Origin of the sequence: Ditibartonella apihabitans (genome assembly GCF_002007485.1) — a bacterium.
Lineage (GTDB): Bacteria > Pseudomonadota > Alphaproteobacteria > Rhizobiales > Rhizobiaceae > Bartonella > Bartonella apihabitans.
In genome coordinates this window covers 236881-254063 of sequence record NZ_CP015820.1, presented here as the reverse complement: position 1 = coordinate 254063, position 17183 = coordinate 236881, and the positions used below count along the sequence as shown (strand labels likewise).

The following is a 17183-nucleotide window of genomic DNA, read 5'->3' as shown; positions in this document are numbered from 1 at the left end:
TTTCTTTTATTCACATTCAAGATCAGCCAGCAATTATCCACAAACACCTTATGACCGCAGACAACACAAGCCTTCCAGTTACCGAAGCACTTCCCGAGCTCGACAAAGCTCTCGGTTCGCATGGTAAAGCTGTTCTCGTTGCCCCGCCGGGTGCTGGAAAAACCACACTCGTGCCACTTCATCTGTTAAAACAGGACTGGTGCAAAAACAAAAAACTCATCCTGCTTGAGCCAAGGCGCTTGGCGGCGCGCGCTGCAGCACGACAAATGGCATCCCGCCTTGGTGAAAAAGTCGGTGAGACTGTCGGCTATCTCATGCGCTTTGATAAAAAAATCTCCAAAAGCACACGCATTGTTGTGGTGACCGAGGGCGTATATTCACGCATGGTTCTCGACGATCCCGAACTATCGTCAGTGGCAGCCGTTTTGTTTGACGAATTTCATGAACGTAGTCTTGATGCCGATTTCGGTTTGGCATTGACGCTTGATATCATGGAGGGGTTGCGCCCCGATTTAAAAATTCTTGTCATGTCGGCAACACTTGATGGAGCAAGAATTGCAAAAGTCCTTCAGGGAGCACCTCTCATTGAATCAAAAGGGCGAAGCTTTCCCGTCGATATTGTCTATCAACCTCGAAAGGCGACTGACACTATCGAAGAAGCTATGGCAAAAGCCATCCGTCACTGGTTGTCGTCACAGCCTGAAAGTATTCTCGCCTTTCTTCCCGGACAAAGAGAAATAAAAAAAACCGCACAATTGCTTGCCGACACGGTTGATAAAAATACGATCATTGCGCCTCTTTACGGAGCCATGGACATCAAAGAACAGGATATAGCAATCAAACCCGCTGATCAGGGGCACCGTAAAGTTGTTCTTGCAACCTCCATTGCCGAAACGTCGCTTACTATTGACGGTATCGGCGTTGTTATTGATAGCGGGCTTTCGCGTGTGCCGGTTTTTGAACCGTCAACAGGCGTTACAAGACTTGAAACAGTGAGAGCTTCACGCGCTTCGGTCGACCAGCGCGCCGGTCGTGCGGGGAGAACAGCGCGTGGCATTGCTGTGCGCCTTTGGCACGAAGGACAAACCTCATCGCTTCAGGATTTCCAGACCCCTGAAATATTTTCAGCCGATCTTTCCAACCTTGTGCTTGATAGTGCTGCCTTCGGAATTACCGATTTATCAAAGCTTGTCTTTCTTGACCCGCCGCCAAAACCTCAAATTGTTGAAGCGCGCGAACTTTTAAAAAAACTTGATGCAATTGATGAAACCGGCCGCATCACACCAATCGGCAAAAAGATGCGTGAAACGGCTTTGCCGGTGCGTCTGTCTGCCATGCTTATCAAAACAAAAACCATAGAAGAGACCCGTTTGGCAAGCGAGATTGCCGTTATATTGACCGAACGGGGACTTGGTGGAAACGACGACGATATCGGGCGCAGAATTGAAAAATTCCGCACTGACAAATCCGACAGGGCGAAAAAAGCGCGCTTGCTCGTTCAACGCCTTGTTAACAGACAATCACTCGATAGTCGGCCCGTAAGCAAAGTCGGGTTTGAAAATTCGGCCGCGCTTTCTGTCGATCATTTAGGGCGGCTCCTACTTTTGGCCTGGCCTGACCGCGTTGCAAAGGCAAGGGGCAACAAGGGACGTTTTTTGCTTGCCAATGGAAGAGGTGTTGCCGTTGATGAATTCTCAAGCTTTTTCAAAGCGGATTATCTGGTGGTTGCCGATATGATGGGAAAAGCCGAAGAGGCGCGTGTTCTTGCCGCTGCAAAAATCGACGAAGAAACAATCCGCAATGTTCTGGCTGATAAAATAGAACGCCACAGAGACCTTTCTTTCGATGTGCAATCGCGTTGTTTCCGAGCACGAGAAATTCAAAAACTTGGAGCAATCAATTTAAGCGAAAAACCGCTTCCCCTCCCCTCGGGTGAAGAAGCCGATCACGCTGTGATCAAGGCTATAAGGCATTACGGGCTTGATCTCCTCCCATGGACAAAAGAAACTATTGCATTAAGACATCGTCTTCAATGGTTACACCGTGGTTTGGGCGGACCATGGCCTGATATGTCGGATGAACAACTGTTAAAAAAGCTCGACGACTGGCTGTTGCCATTTCTTCACGGAGAAGCACGGATTGATACAATAAGCGGGAAAGTCATTTATAATGGGCTTATATCGCTTGTGCCTTATCAGCTTCAAAACGAAATAGACAAAAAAGCCCCGACCCATTTTACCGTACCGACAGGGTCTCACATTCCGATCAATTATGAAGGGGAAGCACCACTCATTTCTGTTCGCGTTCAGGAATTATTCGGGTTAAGTCAACATCCTTCCATTGCCGATGGGCATATACCGCTTGTTCTCGAACTTCTTTCCCCTTCCCACCGGCCAATACAAATCACGCGTGATCTTCCGGGCTTCTGGCGCGGTTCATGGGCGGATGTAAGAGCTGAAATGCGCGGGCGCTATCCGAAACACCCGTGGCCGGAAGATCCGCTTTCTGCACTCCCGACGCGGCGTGCAAAACCGCGCGGCAGTTGAAATGAAGCCGAATATCGGCTTTAAACATGATGAAAGAACATTGTTTCGTTTGACCGGTTTTCCGAATAAAGAGACAAGCTCACTTCGCAAAGGCAAAATTGGCAAGGGCAAAATTGATGGAAAAGGAATTTTTTCGACGCACATCCACCTATTCGCGCCGCTTGCGTTCGACAACGCTTATTCGCATCCGCTGGCTTGCAATTTTCAGCCAGACGATAACGATTGCTTTTGTTTCCGTCTATCTCGGATTCAAGTTCCCGATTGTCCCCTGCGCAATATTGATCGGTGCATCCATCTGGCTCAATATTTTTCTGACATTCTTTTATTCGATCAATGACCGGCTATCTTCCAATGTTGCTACGGCCATTCTGGGGGTCGATATTTTGCAATATGCCGCTTTGCTTTATCTGACTGGCGGCCTACAAAACCCCTTTTCGGTTTTATTGATTGCTCCGGCGGTCATATCTGCAACATCTCTACCCGGAAAACACATTATCTTTCTCAATCTGCTCGTTATCATTCTGGCAAGTTTTCTCTCGACTTATTCGGAACCTTTACCCTGGTATTCCGGACGAACAATTGAAACGCCAAGGCTTCTCGTTGACGGTATCTGGACGGCAATTGTTTCCTCTCTCATATTTACGACGACCTATGGCTATAGGGTTGCAGAAGAAACCCGAAGTCTCGCCGATGCATTGAGCGCGACCGAACTTATTATGCAGCACGAAAAACATCTATCCGAACTGGATGGCCTAGCTGCTGCGGCAGCCCACGAACTCGGCACCCCGCTTGCAACGATCCAGCTTGTCGTCAAGGAAATGTATAACGGTTTTAAGGATGATCCGGAAATCGGCGACGATTTGAGCCTTCTGTTAAGCCAGACCGAACGATGCCGGAATATATTGAAACGTTTGACAACACTTTCCAGTGAAGGTGAAGAGCATCTTTCACATCTCACTCTTCTCGAACTTCTAGAAGAAGTTTCAGAACCGCTTCGCGAATTCGGCATCGATATTGTTACCGAAAAGGGTGAAACAATTGGCGAAGAACCGGTTTTTCCAAGAAACCCCGGCATACTTTATGGCCTCGGCAATCTATTGGAAAATGCCGTCGATTTTGCACGCAGCAAAGTCATCATCCAATATAAATGGAATGAAAAATATGTAGCGCTTACCATTATTGACGATGGCCACGGTTATGACCCGTCTATTCTCGATCGTATCGGCGAACCCTATACCACAAGCCGTCACACAGACAGTCAAGGCGGAGGATTGGGGCTTGGATTATTTATTGCCAAAACACTTCTCGAAAGATCGGGAGCAGTCTTGCGTTTCAGAAATAGTCCGAAAAAACAGTTCGGTGCAGAGGTTTATCTGGCGTGGAGTCGAAAGGGCTTAACCAAGTCCTAGATGATTTGACATTTTGTCGCAGTCAAGGCTAATGTTGACAACCAGAAGGTACATTTTGAAAACGACCGAACAAAGGACACTGCATGACTGATACTGCACATGATCAGGACGCGATCGGAGCTGACGCTTCATTGCTTCTGGTTGACGACGACAAGCCGTTTCTTCATCGTTTGGCGCGCGCTATGGAAGCACGTGGCTTCACCGTGACGACGGCCGAATCAGTGCAGGACGGGATTGCCAATGTACGCCATAGTCCACCGGCTTATGCTGTGGTCGATCTGAAATTGGGCGATGGCAATGGTCTTGATGTCATTGAAGAAATTCGTAAAATCCGCCCCGACACCCATATGATTGTATTGACCGGCTATGGCAATATTGCCTCCGCTGTCAATGCTGTAAAACTCGGGGCAATCGATTATCTCTCGAAGCCTGCCGATGCCGATGACATATTCGGAGCCCTTACCCGTCATGCCGGTGAAAAAGCTCCTGTTCCCGAAAATCCTATGTCTGCGGATCGGGTACGCTGGGAACACATTCAACGCGTCTATGAAATGTGTGACCGCAATGTTTCTGAAACGGCACGCAGGCTCAACATGCATCGGCGCACCTTGCAACGCATTCTGGCAAAGCGTGCACCGCGCTGAAATTATAATCGACGAAAACCGGAATGCCGCTTGGCACTTCTGCGCCGGTGCTGCTCTGATGCCGGTTATTCCGGCGCGCAATCTCGTGTAATCTTTCGCCGAAACCTTGTCACCAAGAATGTCCGGAATTGTCCGAGAATCCTATAGAATTACTATGAGGTGTAAACGGCCGGATTTCAGATTTCCCGTGAATTCATCCGGCCTTTTCGTCATCATCGCCCGCAAGATCAAACCCTTCGAGTTCGGCCCGGGTAAGTCTCCGTGCTGCGACCCTTGAAAAGCGCAACATAACGGCTTTGCGTGTTGCTGCCGACATACGGTGTTCCGGCGCCTCCCGCATAATATAGCCGTCAAAGCCATCTGCCAGAATAAACCCGCAATCTTCAGGAAAAAATTCCATCGGGACTTCGTTGTGGCTGGCAAAATAGAGGCGGTCGCAATGGCTACGATAATCCGGCCATTTGTGATCGGCTTTCAAATCGCCTATCGAGGATTTGATCTCGACAATAATCACCTCGCCTTTACGTGTGATTCCGACAAGGTCGGCCCGCCTTCCGTCGGCAAGTGGCAACTCGCTTAAAACGGGAATACCCAGTCGCAAAAAAAGTCTTTGAACGCCGTGGCGAACCATCAGGGCTTTTTCTGATTGACGCCCGTCGTCCAATGGATGTTCCTTATGAAGATTGATAATCGGCATAACGAGAAAGTTTACTTGTTCCCTTTTGAATTCCTACCCGCAAGTTCCTGTTTTGCGCGTATCATCAGTTGATTAATACGAGCTTTGCGACAGCAATTTGTAAACATGTTTACCAGTAATTCTCTTGTTTGTCCTAATGCTAGAGACCAGATTTTATCGATGCCTGTTTACTCATGCCAAATTATTGGTGATGAACGCCCAATTCATTCAATGTCTTTTCAATCATCGGCAACATTTTTTCGACAATGATAGCAACGCCTTTTTCATTGGGATGTTTGCCATCATCCAATTGAAGATCCGGATGCCCTGCTACGCCATCCAGAAAGAAAGGATAGAACGCTACATGATATTTATCGGCAAGACGTTGATAGATCGACTCGAATTGCTGCGCTTTTTCCTTGCCATAGTTGGGAGCGCTTTTCATACCGACAAATATGACCGGAATTTTACGCTCTTTCAATCGTGACAACATGAAATCGAGATTATCTTCCGTAACTTTCGGGTCTATGCCGCGCAACATGTCATTGGCACCCAGCTCCAGAATGACAAGCCCCGTTTGTTCGGGTACCGACCAGTCAAGACGTTCACGCCCGCCTGTCGTTGTATCGCCGGAAACGCCAGCATTGATAATTGAAACATTATAATTTTTTGCCTGCAAGGTAGCTTCAAGGGCGGCGGTAAAAGATTTGTCGACGGCAAGTCTATAGCCGGCCATGAGACTATCGCCAAAGCCGACAATCTGGAACGGACGTGGCGGCGTCAAATCATCGTCAAGAACTGTTGTTTCAGTGTCTTCCCGTGCCGGTTCCTGTATTTGCCCGCTTTCTTCAGCAAATAGAGGTAAACCCGCAATGCAGCCAAAAGAAAGGCCGATAAATGCGCAAATGAATGATCGCAACATTATTTCTCAATTCCTTTACGAGAAGTATAGTTATATTTTGAATCAGCTTATGGCATAAGAACAGGAGTTATTTGTGGCAAGTTCGCTCGTTAAACTGAAAAATATCGATCTTACTCTGGGTGAGGGAAGCTCGCGCGTTCACGTTTTAAAGGAATTGTCACTTACGATAAATCAAGGTGAAACCGTGGGCATAGTCGGCCCCTCCGGCTCCGGCAAATCGACATTGCTTATGGTGCTTGCCGGGCTTGAAAAAATTGATAGCGGTGAAATAACTATTGCGGATACGCGCATCGACAAGATGAACGAGGATGAAGCAGCGATTTTTCGCGGGCAGAATATCGGCATTGTTTTCCAATCCTTCCAACTTATCCCCAACATGACGGCTTGGGAAAATGCAGCTGTTCCGCTCGAACTTGCGGGAAACAAGGAAGCTTTCGCTATTGCAAAAAAAGAACTTGAGAGCGTCGGGCTTGGCGGGCGGCTTCATCATTATCCGGCAACATTATCAGGTGGCGAACAACAGCGCGTTGCGATTGCCCGCGCACTCGCCCCCAATCCCCGTATCTTGGTTGCCGACGAACCGACCGGTAATCTTGATGCCGACACCGGTAAAACAATTGCAGACATCATATTCAAACGCGCAAAAGAACATGGATTGACGACTGTGCTTGTTACCCACGACCTTGGCCTTGCAGCACGTTGTCAACGTCAAATCCATGTAAAAAACGGTCGCCTCGAAAATGAAAGCGTGATGCCGGCATGAAAAGATTTCAGGAACTTTTTCTGGCATGGCGTTTCTGTTTGAGAGAAATGCGTAGCGGCCTTAAAGGATTTTATATTTTCCTTTGCCTGATTGCATTGGGCGTTGCAGCCATTGGCGGGGTGGATGGCGTTTCAAAAAATATCAGCAATGAAATTAAAAATCAGGGGCAGGTTATTCTAGCCGCAGACATACGTTTTAGCCATACACAGCGCGAAGCAAATGAAAAAGAATTGTCATTTTTCAAAGCCCAGGGAAAAGTTTCCGAAAATATTCTCATGCGCTCTATGGCACGACGTGTGGATACCAATGATGGCACATTGGTCGAAATTAAGGCTGTCGACAGCTTCTACCCGCTTTATGGAAAATTGAAAACCGCGCCTCAAGCCACAAACGACGAATTGTTCGGAAAAGATGAGAGACGTTCTGGTGGTTTTGGTGTTGCTATCCAGAAACTTTTGCTTGACCGGCTCCAGCTTCACATTGGTGAAAAAATTAGAATTGGCGATCAAGACTTCACAATTCGCGCAGTCGTCGAGGATGAACCCGACCTCTTGTCGGAAGGCTTTCAGCTTGGGCCGCGGGTTTTTATGTCGATTGATGCTTTACGCGAAACGGGTCTTATCGTTCCCGGAAGTTTGCACAATTTTGTCTATCGAATAAAACTCGATAATCCGTCTGACAGCAGCTTAGAAAACCTTCGGAATAACCAGGAAAAAGACTATTCGGAAAATGGTTGGGCAATCCGCAGCCGTGTTGATGCTGCTCCTGTTTTACAAAAAAATATCGAACGTTTTACCAGTTTTCTTACGCTTATCGGGCTTACAGCGCTTGTTGTCGGAGGGGTCGGCATTGCCAATTCTGTCAGTGCCTATATGGATAAAAAACGCAAGGTAATCGCCATATTCAAAGCACTTGGTGCGCGTTCGCGTTTCATTGAAGAAATTTATTTTTCACAAATCATGCTCATCGCACTCATTGGAATTGTGATAGGGCTTGTTTTCGCGGCAATCATTCCTTTTGTGGCAAGTTTTGTCATCAGTCACTATTTGCCATTTTTCGGGCATGCGCATTTTTCACCAACCAGTCTCATCCTTGCAGTCATTTTTGCATTATTGACAGTTTCTGCCTTTGCGATACTGCCTTTATCGCGGGCCCGCTTTATTTCGGTAACCACGCTTCTTCGCCCCTTCGACATTTCGACAGTCAAAAAGTCGGATAAATCTGCGCAGCTCATTTCAGCAATATTGCTTCTCGTAACCGCAATTCTTGCAATCGCTACAGCCTCCGACAAAAAACTTGCTTTCATATTTATCATCGCAGTCATTATTGTCTTTCTGGTTTTAAGAGCGATTTCCTCGTCCATTATTTTTGTCGCGCGCAAATGCGCCCATGTCCATTCAACCATTTTGCGCGTTGCTATAGCCAATATTTATCGGCCGCAATCCATTACCCCTTCGGTTGTTCTCGCACTCGGGCTCGGTTTGACACTGCTTGTCACGCTTTCCACAATCGACAGCAATTTGAGATCGGAATTATCCGGTTCTGTTCCCGAAAAGGCTCCCGATTTCTTCTTTATGGATATTCTGAAAAGTGATGCAGACGATTTTTCAAACTTTTTGCATCATCAGGATCCGTCGGGAAGTTTCAAGATCATGCCGACATTGCGCGCCCGTATCACAAAAATAAACGGTGAACCGGTGAAGAACAGGAAAATAAAAGAAGAAAGTGAATGGGTGTTGCGCGGTGACCGGAATATTACCTATTCGGCGGCTATGCCGGAAAACACCGTGCTTTCGGAAGGCCAATGGTGGAAAAATGACAGAAGTGATGCAATCGAGGTTTCTGTTTCCAAAAGGGAAGCAAACGGGCTGTTTTTGAAACTTGGTGATACCATCACTGTCAATGTGTCGGGGCGGGAAATAACAGCCCGCATTACCAGTTTCCGTGATGTCGATTGGGATTCATTCAATATGAATTTCGTGATGATTTTTTCGCCACAAGCTTTGCAAGCTGCACCACATGTTTACCTTGCAACTTTCAAAGAGGGGAAAAACCATACTATCAATGAAGCGGGATTGATGCGCGACATTGCAAATCGTTTCCCTTCAATTACGGTCGTACCGGTTCATCAGGTTCTTGATGACGCAAGAAAAATCGTTGATGAAATCGGTATTGCAATCCGTGCATCATCCGCAATCGCAATTCTTGCCGCAATTCTTGTCCTTGTCGGCACACTTTCGTCGACCAACAGGTCACGTATCCATGATGCAGTGGTCTTGAAAACCTTGGGCGCAACCCGCAAAATGCTCCTCAAGGCCTACCTTGCCGAATATACAATTCTCGGACTTGCAACGGCGGTTTTTGCATTTGTTGCCGGAACGATAGCCGGTTCAATGATCGGCCATTATAAGATGGAGATAACCAATACCCATTTTTTCTTCGGCTCGGGTGTCATGGTTGTCCTTGTCGCTCTTATCCTGACAATCGGTTTCGGTCTCATTGGAACCTGGCACATTTTGAGTGAAAAACCATCGCGTTTTCTTAAAGAATTGTAATGTATTGAAAACAATGAAAGACTTGTAATTTATCAAATTAATGCCCATAATATCGGTTAGGCATGCTGGGGTTCCGCCAGCGGCGCCCGGGATTGAAATGGGGGAAGACAGTTTTTCCAACCATTTACCGACACCGTCCGGAACACAAGCTAAAGGATTATTTATATGGCTGATTTCAGAAACTTTCGCCCGACGACAGTCACTCAGGCCGATGCTTCCATTGACCAGGGACTGCGCAGTTATATGCTAGGCGTTTACAACGCGATGGCAATCGGGCTTGTTATAACAGGTATTGCAGCGTTTGTTATTGCGTCACTTGCAACAACAAGCGATCCGACACCTGCTGTATTACCCAATGGTGTCCGTCTGTCATCATTCGGTGTTATGTTCTATAACTCACCGTTTGCATATGTTGTGATGTTTGCTCCGCTTATTGCAGTTTTCTTTCTAAGCTTCAAAATCGGGTCGTTGAGCACAAGTTCGGCACGCGCATTGTTTTTTGTCTATGCGGCACTCGTCGGTTTGTCGCTTTCGTCAATCATTTTGCGCTACACCCCTGCAAGCATTACGCAGACATTCTTTATCACCGCGGCTTCTTTCGGTGCCCTTTCACTCTATGGTTACACAACAAGACGCGATCTGACAGGCATGGGGTCTTTCCTGTTTATGGGGTTGATTGGCCTTCTACTTGCCATGGTTGTCAACTTGTTCCTTGGCTCGAATGCATTGCAATTTGCAATCTCGATTATCGGTGTTCTTATTTTTGCCGGTCTTACCGCTTATGACACACAGACAATCAAAGTTATGTATTATGAAGGCGATGCCGAAGAAACACGCGGCCGTAAGGTTGTGATGGGTGCTTTGACACTCTATCTCGACTTCATCAATATGTTCGTTTTCTTGTTGCAATTCCTCGGTCAGAATCGCAACTCCTAAGAATTCGAATATAAGACGATTTTTAAGCCCCGCCTTTCTTAAAGACGGGGTTTTCTTTTGGCAAAATTCAAAGTCATTGCTATTTGCTAATCCAACAAAAATTATGATTTTCCGATAGAATAGAAAACCGTAAGAGCACCAGTTTTCCGATGCTCTTCAAAAGAGATAAATCCAATAAAAAAGCTCAAACAATTTTGAAAAGTTTTTTGTCAAACACTTTCAGAACATTGCGAAGTTCTTTGCCACGTTTCAAAATCAAACCGCTTGCCGCAATGACGCTGTAAGCACCCTGTCGGTTCGCCAATTTCGGATTTTTCTCGACACGATAAAGCGGTACCTCGGCAGTACGGCGAAATATAGAAAAAACGGCTCTATCATCAAGATGGTCAATCGCATAATCGCGCCATTCACCGGCGGCAACCATCTGACCATAAACACGCAATATCGCATTCAGTTCAATTCGGTTGAAAGCAACAGGTCCTGAATGTTTTCTGTGAGTATTCTGTGAAAAAGCTTCGATTATTATTGCTTCATCGTCGCTCATATCAGCCATAGTTTTGTCTTTCACCGTTTACGGAAGATATTGTCCCATTTTAAATGGTTACGCAATTTTTCTCGCAACAATTAAATCTTTTATCATAGTTTAATGAAAAAATAGATGGTAATAGTCTTCAACTTCAAGCGACCTAACTTGTAGTTTCAAAGCTGTCACTTCATATTATGGTTAAAGCTTTCGAGCGGGGCAACTCTGCTTTCAGAAAAAAATGATGGATATCCTTAAAAATAAAAAATTCCATTGGCCAAGCCAATTAAATCAAAAAGCGCTCCAGACCAGATTGTTACAGGCTGTCCGCAACCGCCATGGACATCGTCCGAAAGATGCCGATCGCGACACTTATGATATGGTTGTCGGATCCTACAATATTCATAAATGTGTCGGCGTTGACAATGTGTTCGATCCCGCACGAATTGTCCATGTCGTTGCCGAACTTGATCCCGATATTATGGCATTTCAGGAAGCCGACAAGCGTTTTGGCGAAAGAATAGGCTTGCTTGATCCGGAACTTTTAAAGTCGGAAACCGGATTGGAACGTGTGCCGATCAATACCATGTCTCCACGAGGGCTTGGTTGGCATGGCAATGCGCTTTTCATGCGCAATGGTAAAGTCAAAGATATTGTCCAACTGAAACTGCCCGGCGTTGAACCGCGTGGTGCACTGATTGTCGAACTCGACATGCCTCTCGGGCTTATCCGTATTGTTGCAGCCCATTTCGGGCTATTACATCATTCTAGAATTCAACAGGCAAAACTCATTTTGTCCATTCTGGAAAAACGCGAAATCATGCCGACGATTATGATTGGCGACCTCAATGAATGGCGACTTGGCAGGACATCCTCTCTTAAAAGCCTTGCTCCGTTCTTTGATTTACGGCTCGGCACATTGCCAAGCTTTCCCTCCCGTTTTCCGGTTCTGGCGCTAGACCGTGTTTTTGCTTATCCACACGAGCTTGTTTCCAACATAGAAATCCATAATTCGCCATTGGCAAGGCTCGCTTCCGACCATTTGCCTATCAAGGCGGAAATCGACCTTGAAGGGGCAACAAAACTGCTTAAAGAGCGGGTAAAACAGACCACAAGATAGATTTTGCCAAGAAACCGACGGCTGGTTTTAAAGACAATCGAATTTTTCCGCTGTTTTTACCGCGCTCCGGTTTTTGTCCTTTGGCCGAAAGTTTTCGCCTGATGCAAGGTGTGGGGGCAGACCCGCAAATTGATCGCCTCGGGCTCTTTGTTTTATATATTTTAAAAATATGACGGCGCTCTCGTGCTAAAGATAGGGTGAGCCCAACCAGATAATTTTGTCAATCAGACGCAACAAAAAGGGACGATTGACGAGATTTTCCAATTTTACCTCGCGGGCGTCTTCTCTTTCGCGAATGATTTTTTCTGACAAATAATGTGCAAGCGACTCATCGAATATTTCCATATCGATTTCGAAATTGAGTCTTAAAGAGCGAGAATCCAGATTTGACGAGCCGACATAACTCCACTGATTGTCGATAGCCATGAGTTTGGAATGATTAAAAGGGCCGTTCGCACGCCAAATACGACACCCGTCACGCAAAAGCTGGTCGAACTGCGCACGCATCGCCCGATCAACGAGTTTCAAATTATTATTTCCGGGAACAACAATATCCACTTCCACGCCACGACGGGCGGCCGTAACCAATGCGCTGATCAATTCGCGATCCGGCAAAAGATAGGGTGTCATGATATGGATATGCTTTTCAGCGAGTGAAAATGCCCCGATCAACATATGCTGGTTGGTTTCGATCAAGCGATCAGGACCTGTCGGGACCACGCGAATACAGACATCTTCATCGGAAACCTTTTGAACTGGCTGGATAGCCCAGATTTTTGTATCCAGATTTTCTTTTGTTGCAAAAGCCCAGTCATTGGCTGCAACTGAAAAAATATCGGCAACAGCAGGACCTTCTACACGAAAATGGGTATCATCTGCTGTCTTTTCGCCGCTGAATGTCTGGGAAAAACCGGCGCGTATATTCATTCCTCCGGTAAAAGCAACGCTCCCGTCAACAACAAGAATTTTTCGGTGCGTGCGCAAATTGGCATAAGGCAGTCTTAAACCGATAATGATATTTCCGTTGAAGACTGCAACCGGAACTTTTTCGCGCCGCAAATCGCGCACGATAGACGGTATTGAATAACGGGCGCCAACAGCATCAATAAGAACGCGCACTTCGACGCCACGACGCACCGCAGCCGACAAGGCTTTAACGAAAAGCTCTCCCATACTATCGCGATCAAAAATATAACATTCAAGGATTAGGGAATGTTTTGCTGCACCGATTGCGTCGAGCATTGCACTATAAGCTTCATCGCCATTATCAAGAACTGTCAGGTGATTTCCATAAGTCATTCGCCCGGGAGTTACATGATCGCCCAGTCTTTTCATCGGCATGGCAAGGCGTCCGAACCGGTTCAGGATATAACTATCGGAACAATCGAAATTACCGGAACGCAGGCGGCCTTTTCCCCAAGCGTGACGATGCCGTTTATAAACGACGTTATTATGCATCCGGTTGATACCGAAAATACCGTAAATGACAGCACCTAAAATGGGAGAGAGCATGATAACACCGACCCATCCGATCGCGGTGCGAACTTCCTGTTTAGTCATAGTTGCATGAATTGCGGCACCAAGCCCCAGAAAAAAAGATAATATGGCGAGGATATGCGGCCAATAATTTTCAATAAACACATGCATATGTCACGTTACTTTCATCGGTCTTTATACAGGTTGATAACCGCAAAGATGATTAACCGTCTTTATTTCTATGTTATTTCTTTTTATATTCTATGCTAAAGGTGACGCGAAAATGGTATTGCCGGAATTAATGAGCAATGCCATAAAAAGCATTCTTCTGAAACAGTCATTTTTGAAAAGGAAATACCGTCGTGAGTTCAAATAATTGGAATCCGCTGGAAGGCGCGCGAGAGCTATCGGCGAAATGGGGCTGGTTTTTGGTTCTTGGAATCATTCTTCTACTGGTAGGTATTGTCGCAGCATTTACATTGCCCTTTGCCACAGAAGCTGTTGCAATTTATATCGGCATTATGATGCTTGTGGGCGGGATTGTGCAAGTCATTCACGCATTCAGTGTTAAAAGTTGGGGGCGTTTTTTCTACTGGTTACTGGCTGGACTACTTTATACCTTCGGCGGCATTGTCTGCCTCGTGCAACCGATTTTGGCTGCTGCTGTGTTTACTTTTCTACTTGGCTTTTTGCTTGTTGTTGCCGGTGTCATCCGTGTGATTATCGGCTTTCAGAGCCGGGAATTGAAGGGGCACGGATGGATTATTGCTGCCGGTATTATTACGGCTGTTGCCGGTCTTATCATCACAACCGGCTGGCCGGCTAATACGCTATGGGTTTTGGGATTGTTCCTGTCAATCGATCTGATCTTTCAGGGATGGGGCTGGATCGGTTTTGCGATCGGTTTACATTCGCTCAAAAATTCGGGTCTATAAAGATCGAATAAAAAAGGGGAAGATTGCTCTTCCCCTTTTTTTACGTTTATCTCAGCTTAACCGTTCATAACAGACATTTGCTAGTCCATGTTGTACAAAACCAAGTTCGGCGGCTGCACCTTTGGACAAATCCAGAATACGTCCGGCAATGAACGGGCCGCGGTCATTAATACGCACGATAATGGATTTTCCATTGAACTTATTCGTGACACGAATTTTGCTTCCGAGCGGTAATGTTTTATGCGCTGCTGTCATTCCGAACGGATTCATCTTTTCACCTGAAGCCGTTTTCGAGTGCAATGCATACCACGATGCGCCACCACATTGACTACCATGGCTGATATGGCCATGATTCAAGCTCGCATGTCCTTGATTGAAAAAACAGACAACAAAAATTGCTGTCAGGAACGGAAGAAGTCTTTTTTTATCGGTTAAAAAACACATATCCTGCTAACTGGTTAGAGTTTCGGGTCATTAAACGAAAAACTGATATAACCTGAGGTTGTGTTGTTCACATGGCCGTCAAAAGGCATTTTTGCCATTATTATCAATTAGTTGACCTAATTTGGGGCAATTTGTTATACAACTATGAGTTTTTAGCAAGCGTAGATAAGAGATGAAAGAATTCAACACACCGGCTCCGCTACGGATTTTCTATCTGGTGATCGGCTGCCTGATGATTGTTCTGGGGCTTATCGGAGCTGTTCTTCCGATCATGCCGACAGTGCCATTTTTACTCGTCGCGTCCTGGTGTTTTGCGCGCTCATCCCCGCGTTTTCATAATTGGCTTCATAGCCATAAGGTTTTTGGCCCCCCGATCAAACAGTGGGAGGAACAAGGCGTCATATCACCTTTTATCAAATTCCTCGCGGTTGGCGGAATGGCTGTCGGCTTTTGTTCTTTTATGATCATTGCCCAACCGGTTCTTTGGTTGGCTGTGGCGACTATTGTCGTATTGGTGTTGATTTCAATTTATATTTTAACTCGTCCATCGAGATAAATCGTTCATTGCTACGAATGACTTACCCCTTCTCACTCGCGATAAAACTGTTATACCAACTATGGGTTTCGGCTTCTGCGAATTTTGTCCGCCTGATTTCTATTGCCACATCCTCCGAATGATCCAGAAACTTTTCCATTACGGAAATTTTCACAAATCCGGTTTTTCAACGCCCCTTTACCAAAGTCACCATAAAAATAAAAAGGCGCGGAAAAACCCGCGCTTTTATAGAAGGAAAAAATTGGTCAAACCTTATTTAACAATAACCTTGGCACCTATTTCGGCCCGATTATAGAGATCGATAATATCCTGATTGATGAGCCGAATGCATCCCGACGAAACATTTGTGCCTATAGTCCACCATTCAGGCGTACCATGTAGTCTGAACATGCTGTCTTTACCATCCTTATAGAGATAAAGTGCGCGTGCACCGAGCGGATTTTTCACTCCCGGCCCCATACCGCCAGCAAATTCCTTCAGTTCGGGTTGACGCACCAGCATACGCTGTGGCGGTACCCAGTAAGGCCATTTGGCTTTGCGACCGATTGTTGCATTTCCCGACCAGCGGAATCCGTCACGCCCGACCCCGATGCCATAACGCATGGCTTTCCCATCCGGCATTATGTAATAAAGAAACTTGGCTTCCGTATCGATGATAATCGTACCGGGTTTCTCATCCGTCGGATAAGCAACGATCTGGCGACGAAATTCCGGCTTGATCTCGTTTGCCTTGAGCGCGGGTATAATAAACCCGCCATCATTTACTTGTGAATAGGCCGAAAGGGGCGATGTCGATCCCCCTGTAGTCGTACAACCGGCTAGTGTTGCACTTGCCAGCAGGCTTGCGGCAAGCAAAATAGATTTCACGCGCATATTCCCTCTCAACTCAACAGGTTCAAGCAGCAAGCACGAATCACATTCGTGTCACTCAATTAAATCTCCGATTATTAACAGGATGTTAACCATATACAGTTTGCGCTATTTTGATAGACAAAATTTTTTGACATTAAATTTTGTGCCCACTTTTTTATTTTCACTTACATTAACAAAAAATTCTCGGCTTATAGCTCTACCAAACAAATATTGTTATTTTAAAAATATATTCTTAAAATTCATTCAAATAAAATATATCAAAAACAATTCGTTATTATGTTAAATAAATAATTATAATTCCGTTTTTATATTGATCATGATGATTATTTTATATTCAATATCCAAAAAGAAATATTTTTAGTTGTAAAAATAAAAGATAATTCGATATCGGTCGCTTAATTGTGAATTGGAAATAACAATTTTACTGGATCAGAATACTCTTTCTTCGTAGCATTTATTGGAGATTGCGTATTAACCCTATCGATTGTGAGAGTAAGAGCCTTATGGATTGACGGAACTCCCAATTGGAAAACAGCAATTGCGCGAAATCTTTTTGAACGTGAAGTGATAAAGGAAAGATCTGATCAATGCCCCAAAAGCGGGGGACCGAACAGAATTATATCGGAAAAGAAAAAGGCCGCGCGGGAGGAGATGCGCAGCCTTTGATTCCGAATGCAGCTATGGGAGGAGGAGGTGCTGCATTCAACTTGCTGGATTTGGGAGGAGGAGTAATCCAGCGAGAGGTAAAATATTTCAACGCTCCCCGAACAACAATAGACAATATTGCATAGCTGTTATGCATATA

General features: G+C 45.7%; 16 protein-coding genes. 10 read left to right on the top strand and 6 right to left on the bottom strand.

The window, feature by feature from the left end; genetic code table 11:
• Positions 1-50 precede the first annotated feature (50 nt).
• The 3 genes from hrpB (at position 51) to BBC0178_RS01140 (ending at position 4599) form a co-directional block, all read left to right on the top strand.
• Entirely contained in the window at positions 51-2546 is a 2496-nt protein-coding gene (gene hrpB / locus BBC0178_RS01150) for an ATP-dependent helicase HrpB (protein ID WP_078040291.1), read from the top strand.
• 116 nt (positions 2547-2662) lie between these two features.
• Positions 2663-3955, top strand: coding sequence for an ActS/PrrB/RegB family redox-sensitive histidine kinase (locus tag BBC0178_RS01145; protein WP_078038911.1), 1293 nt, complete (start codon positions 2663-2665; stop codon positions 3953-3955).
• Between the two features lie 83 nt (positions 3956-4038).
• Positions 4039-4599: an ActR/PrrA/RegA family redox response regulator transcription factor gene (locus BBC0178_RS01140; RefSeq protein WP_077970019.1), complete on the top strand. Its 561-nt coding sequence runs from the start codon at positions 4039-4041 to the stop codon at positions 4597-4599.
• A gap of 193 nt (positions 4600-4792) precedes the next feature.
• Here the strand turns inward: BBC0178_RS01140 and BBC0178_RS01135 are convergent, their stop codons facing one another.
• Positions 4793-5296: an MmcB family DNA repair protein gene (locus BBC0178_RS01135; protein WP_078038910.1), complete on the bottom strand. Its 504-nt coding sequence runs from the start codon at positions 5294-5296 to the stop codon at positions 4793-4795.
• Between the two features lie 181 nt (positions 5297-5477).
• Positions 5478-6197, bottom strand: coding sequence for an arylesterase (locus BBC0178_RS01130; RefSeq protein ID WP_078038909.1), 720 nt, complete (start codon positions 6195-6197; stop codon positions 5478-5480).
• A 73-nt stretch (positions 6198-6270) separates the two neighbouring features.
• Between BBC0178_RS01130 and BBC0178_RS01125 the strand changes: the two genes are divergently transcribed.
• From BBC0178_RS01125 to BBC0178_RS01115, 3 genes are all read left to right on the top strand, one after another.
• On the top strand, positions 6271-6960 hold the full coding sequence (locus BBC0178_RS01125; protein WP_078038908.1) for an ABC transporter ATP-binding protein: 690 nt from the start codon (positions 6271-6273) through the stop codon (positions 6958-6960).
• A complete protein-coding gene (locus BBC0178_RS01120) occupies positions 6957-9515 on the top strand; it encodes an ABC transporter permease (RefSeq protein WP_078038907.1) in 2559 nt (852 codons plus the stop codon). Before BBC0178_RS01125 ends, BBC0178_RS01120 begins: the two co-directional genes overlap by 4 nt.
• Positions 9516-9680: 165 nt before the next feature.
• A complete protein-coding gene (locus BBC0178_RS01115) occupies positions 9681-10451 on the top strand; it encodes a Bax inhibitor-1/YccA family protein (RefSeq protein ID WP_078038906.1) in 771 nt (256 codons plus the stop codon).
• 184 nt (positions 10452-10635) lie between these two features.
• Here the strand turns inward: BBC0178_RS01115 and BBC0178_RS01110 are convergent, their stop codons facing one another.
• Positions 10636-10995, bottom strand: a complete 360-nt coding sequence (locus tag BBC0178_RS01110; RefSeq protein WP_077973394.1) for a DUF2794 domain-containing protein — start codon at positions 10993-10995, stop codon at positions 10636-10638.
• 220 nt (positions 10996-11215) lie between these two features.
• On the opposite strand from BBC0178_RS01110, the gene BBC0178_RS01105 reads away from it, so the two are divergent.
• On the top strand, positions 11216-12094 hold the full coding sequence (locus BBC0178_RS01105; RefSeq protein WP_078038905.1) for an endonuclease/exonuclease/phosphatase family protein: 879 nt from the start codon (positions 11216-11218) through the stop codon (positions 12092-12094).
• Between the two features lie 186 nt (positions 12095-12280).
• On the opposite strand, the gene BBC0178_RS01100 is transcribed toward BBC0178_RS01105, so the two are convergent.
• Positions 12281-13741: a phospholipase D-like domain-containing protein gene (locus BBC0178_RS01100; protein WP_078038904.1), complete on the bottom strand. Its 1461-nt coding sequence runs from the start codon at positions 13739-13741 to the stop codon at positions 12281-12283.
• Positions 13742-13932: 191 nt separating this feature from the next.
• Here BBC0178_RS01100 and BBC0178_RS01095 point away from each other — a divergent pair, with 191 nt between their 5' ends.
• A complete protein-coding gene (locus BBC0178_RS01095) occupies positions 13933-14505 on the top strand; it encodes an HdeD family acid-resistance protein (protein ID WP_078038903.1) in 573 nt (190 codons plus the stop codon).
• Positions 14506-14556: 51 nt separating this feature from the next.
• Here the strand turns inward: BBC0178_RS01095 and BBC0178_RS01090 are convergent, their stop codons facing one another.
• Complete coding sequence (locus tag BBC0178_RS01090) at positions 14557-14949, bottom strand: septal ring lytic transglycosylase RlpA family protein (protein WP_078038902.1); 393 nt, start codon at positions 14947-14949, stop codon at positions 14557-14559.
• Positions 14950-15121: 172 nt separating this feature from the next.
• Between BBC0178_RS01090 and BBC0178_RS01085 the strand changes: the two genes are divergently transcribed.
• Positions 15122-15505 (top strand): YbaN family protein, encoded by a 384-nt coding sequence (locus BBC0178_RS01085; RefSeq protein ID WP_078038901.1) that lies wholly within the window; start codon positions 15122-15124, stop codon positions 15503-15505.
• A gap of 252 nt (positions 15506-15757) precedes the next feature.
• On the opposite strand, the gene BBC0178_RS01080 is transcribed toward BBC0178_RS01085, so the two are convergent.
• Positions 15758-16378: a L,D-transpeptidase gene (locus BBC0178_RS01080; RefSeq protein WP_078038900.1), complete on the bottom strand. Its 621-nt coding sequence runs from the start codon at positions 16376-16378 to the stop codon at positions 15758-15760.
• Between the two features lie 587 nt (positions 16379-16965).
• On the opposite strand from BBC0178_RS01080, the gene BBC0178_RS01075 reads away from it, so the two are divergent.
• Entirely contained in the window at positions 16966-17169 is a 204-nt protein-coding gene (locus BBC0178_RS01075) for a hypothetical protein (protein WP_078038899.1), read from the top strand.
• Positions 17170-17183: the final 14 nt, after the last annotated feature.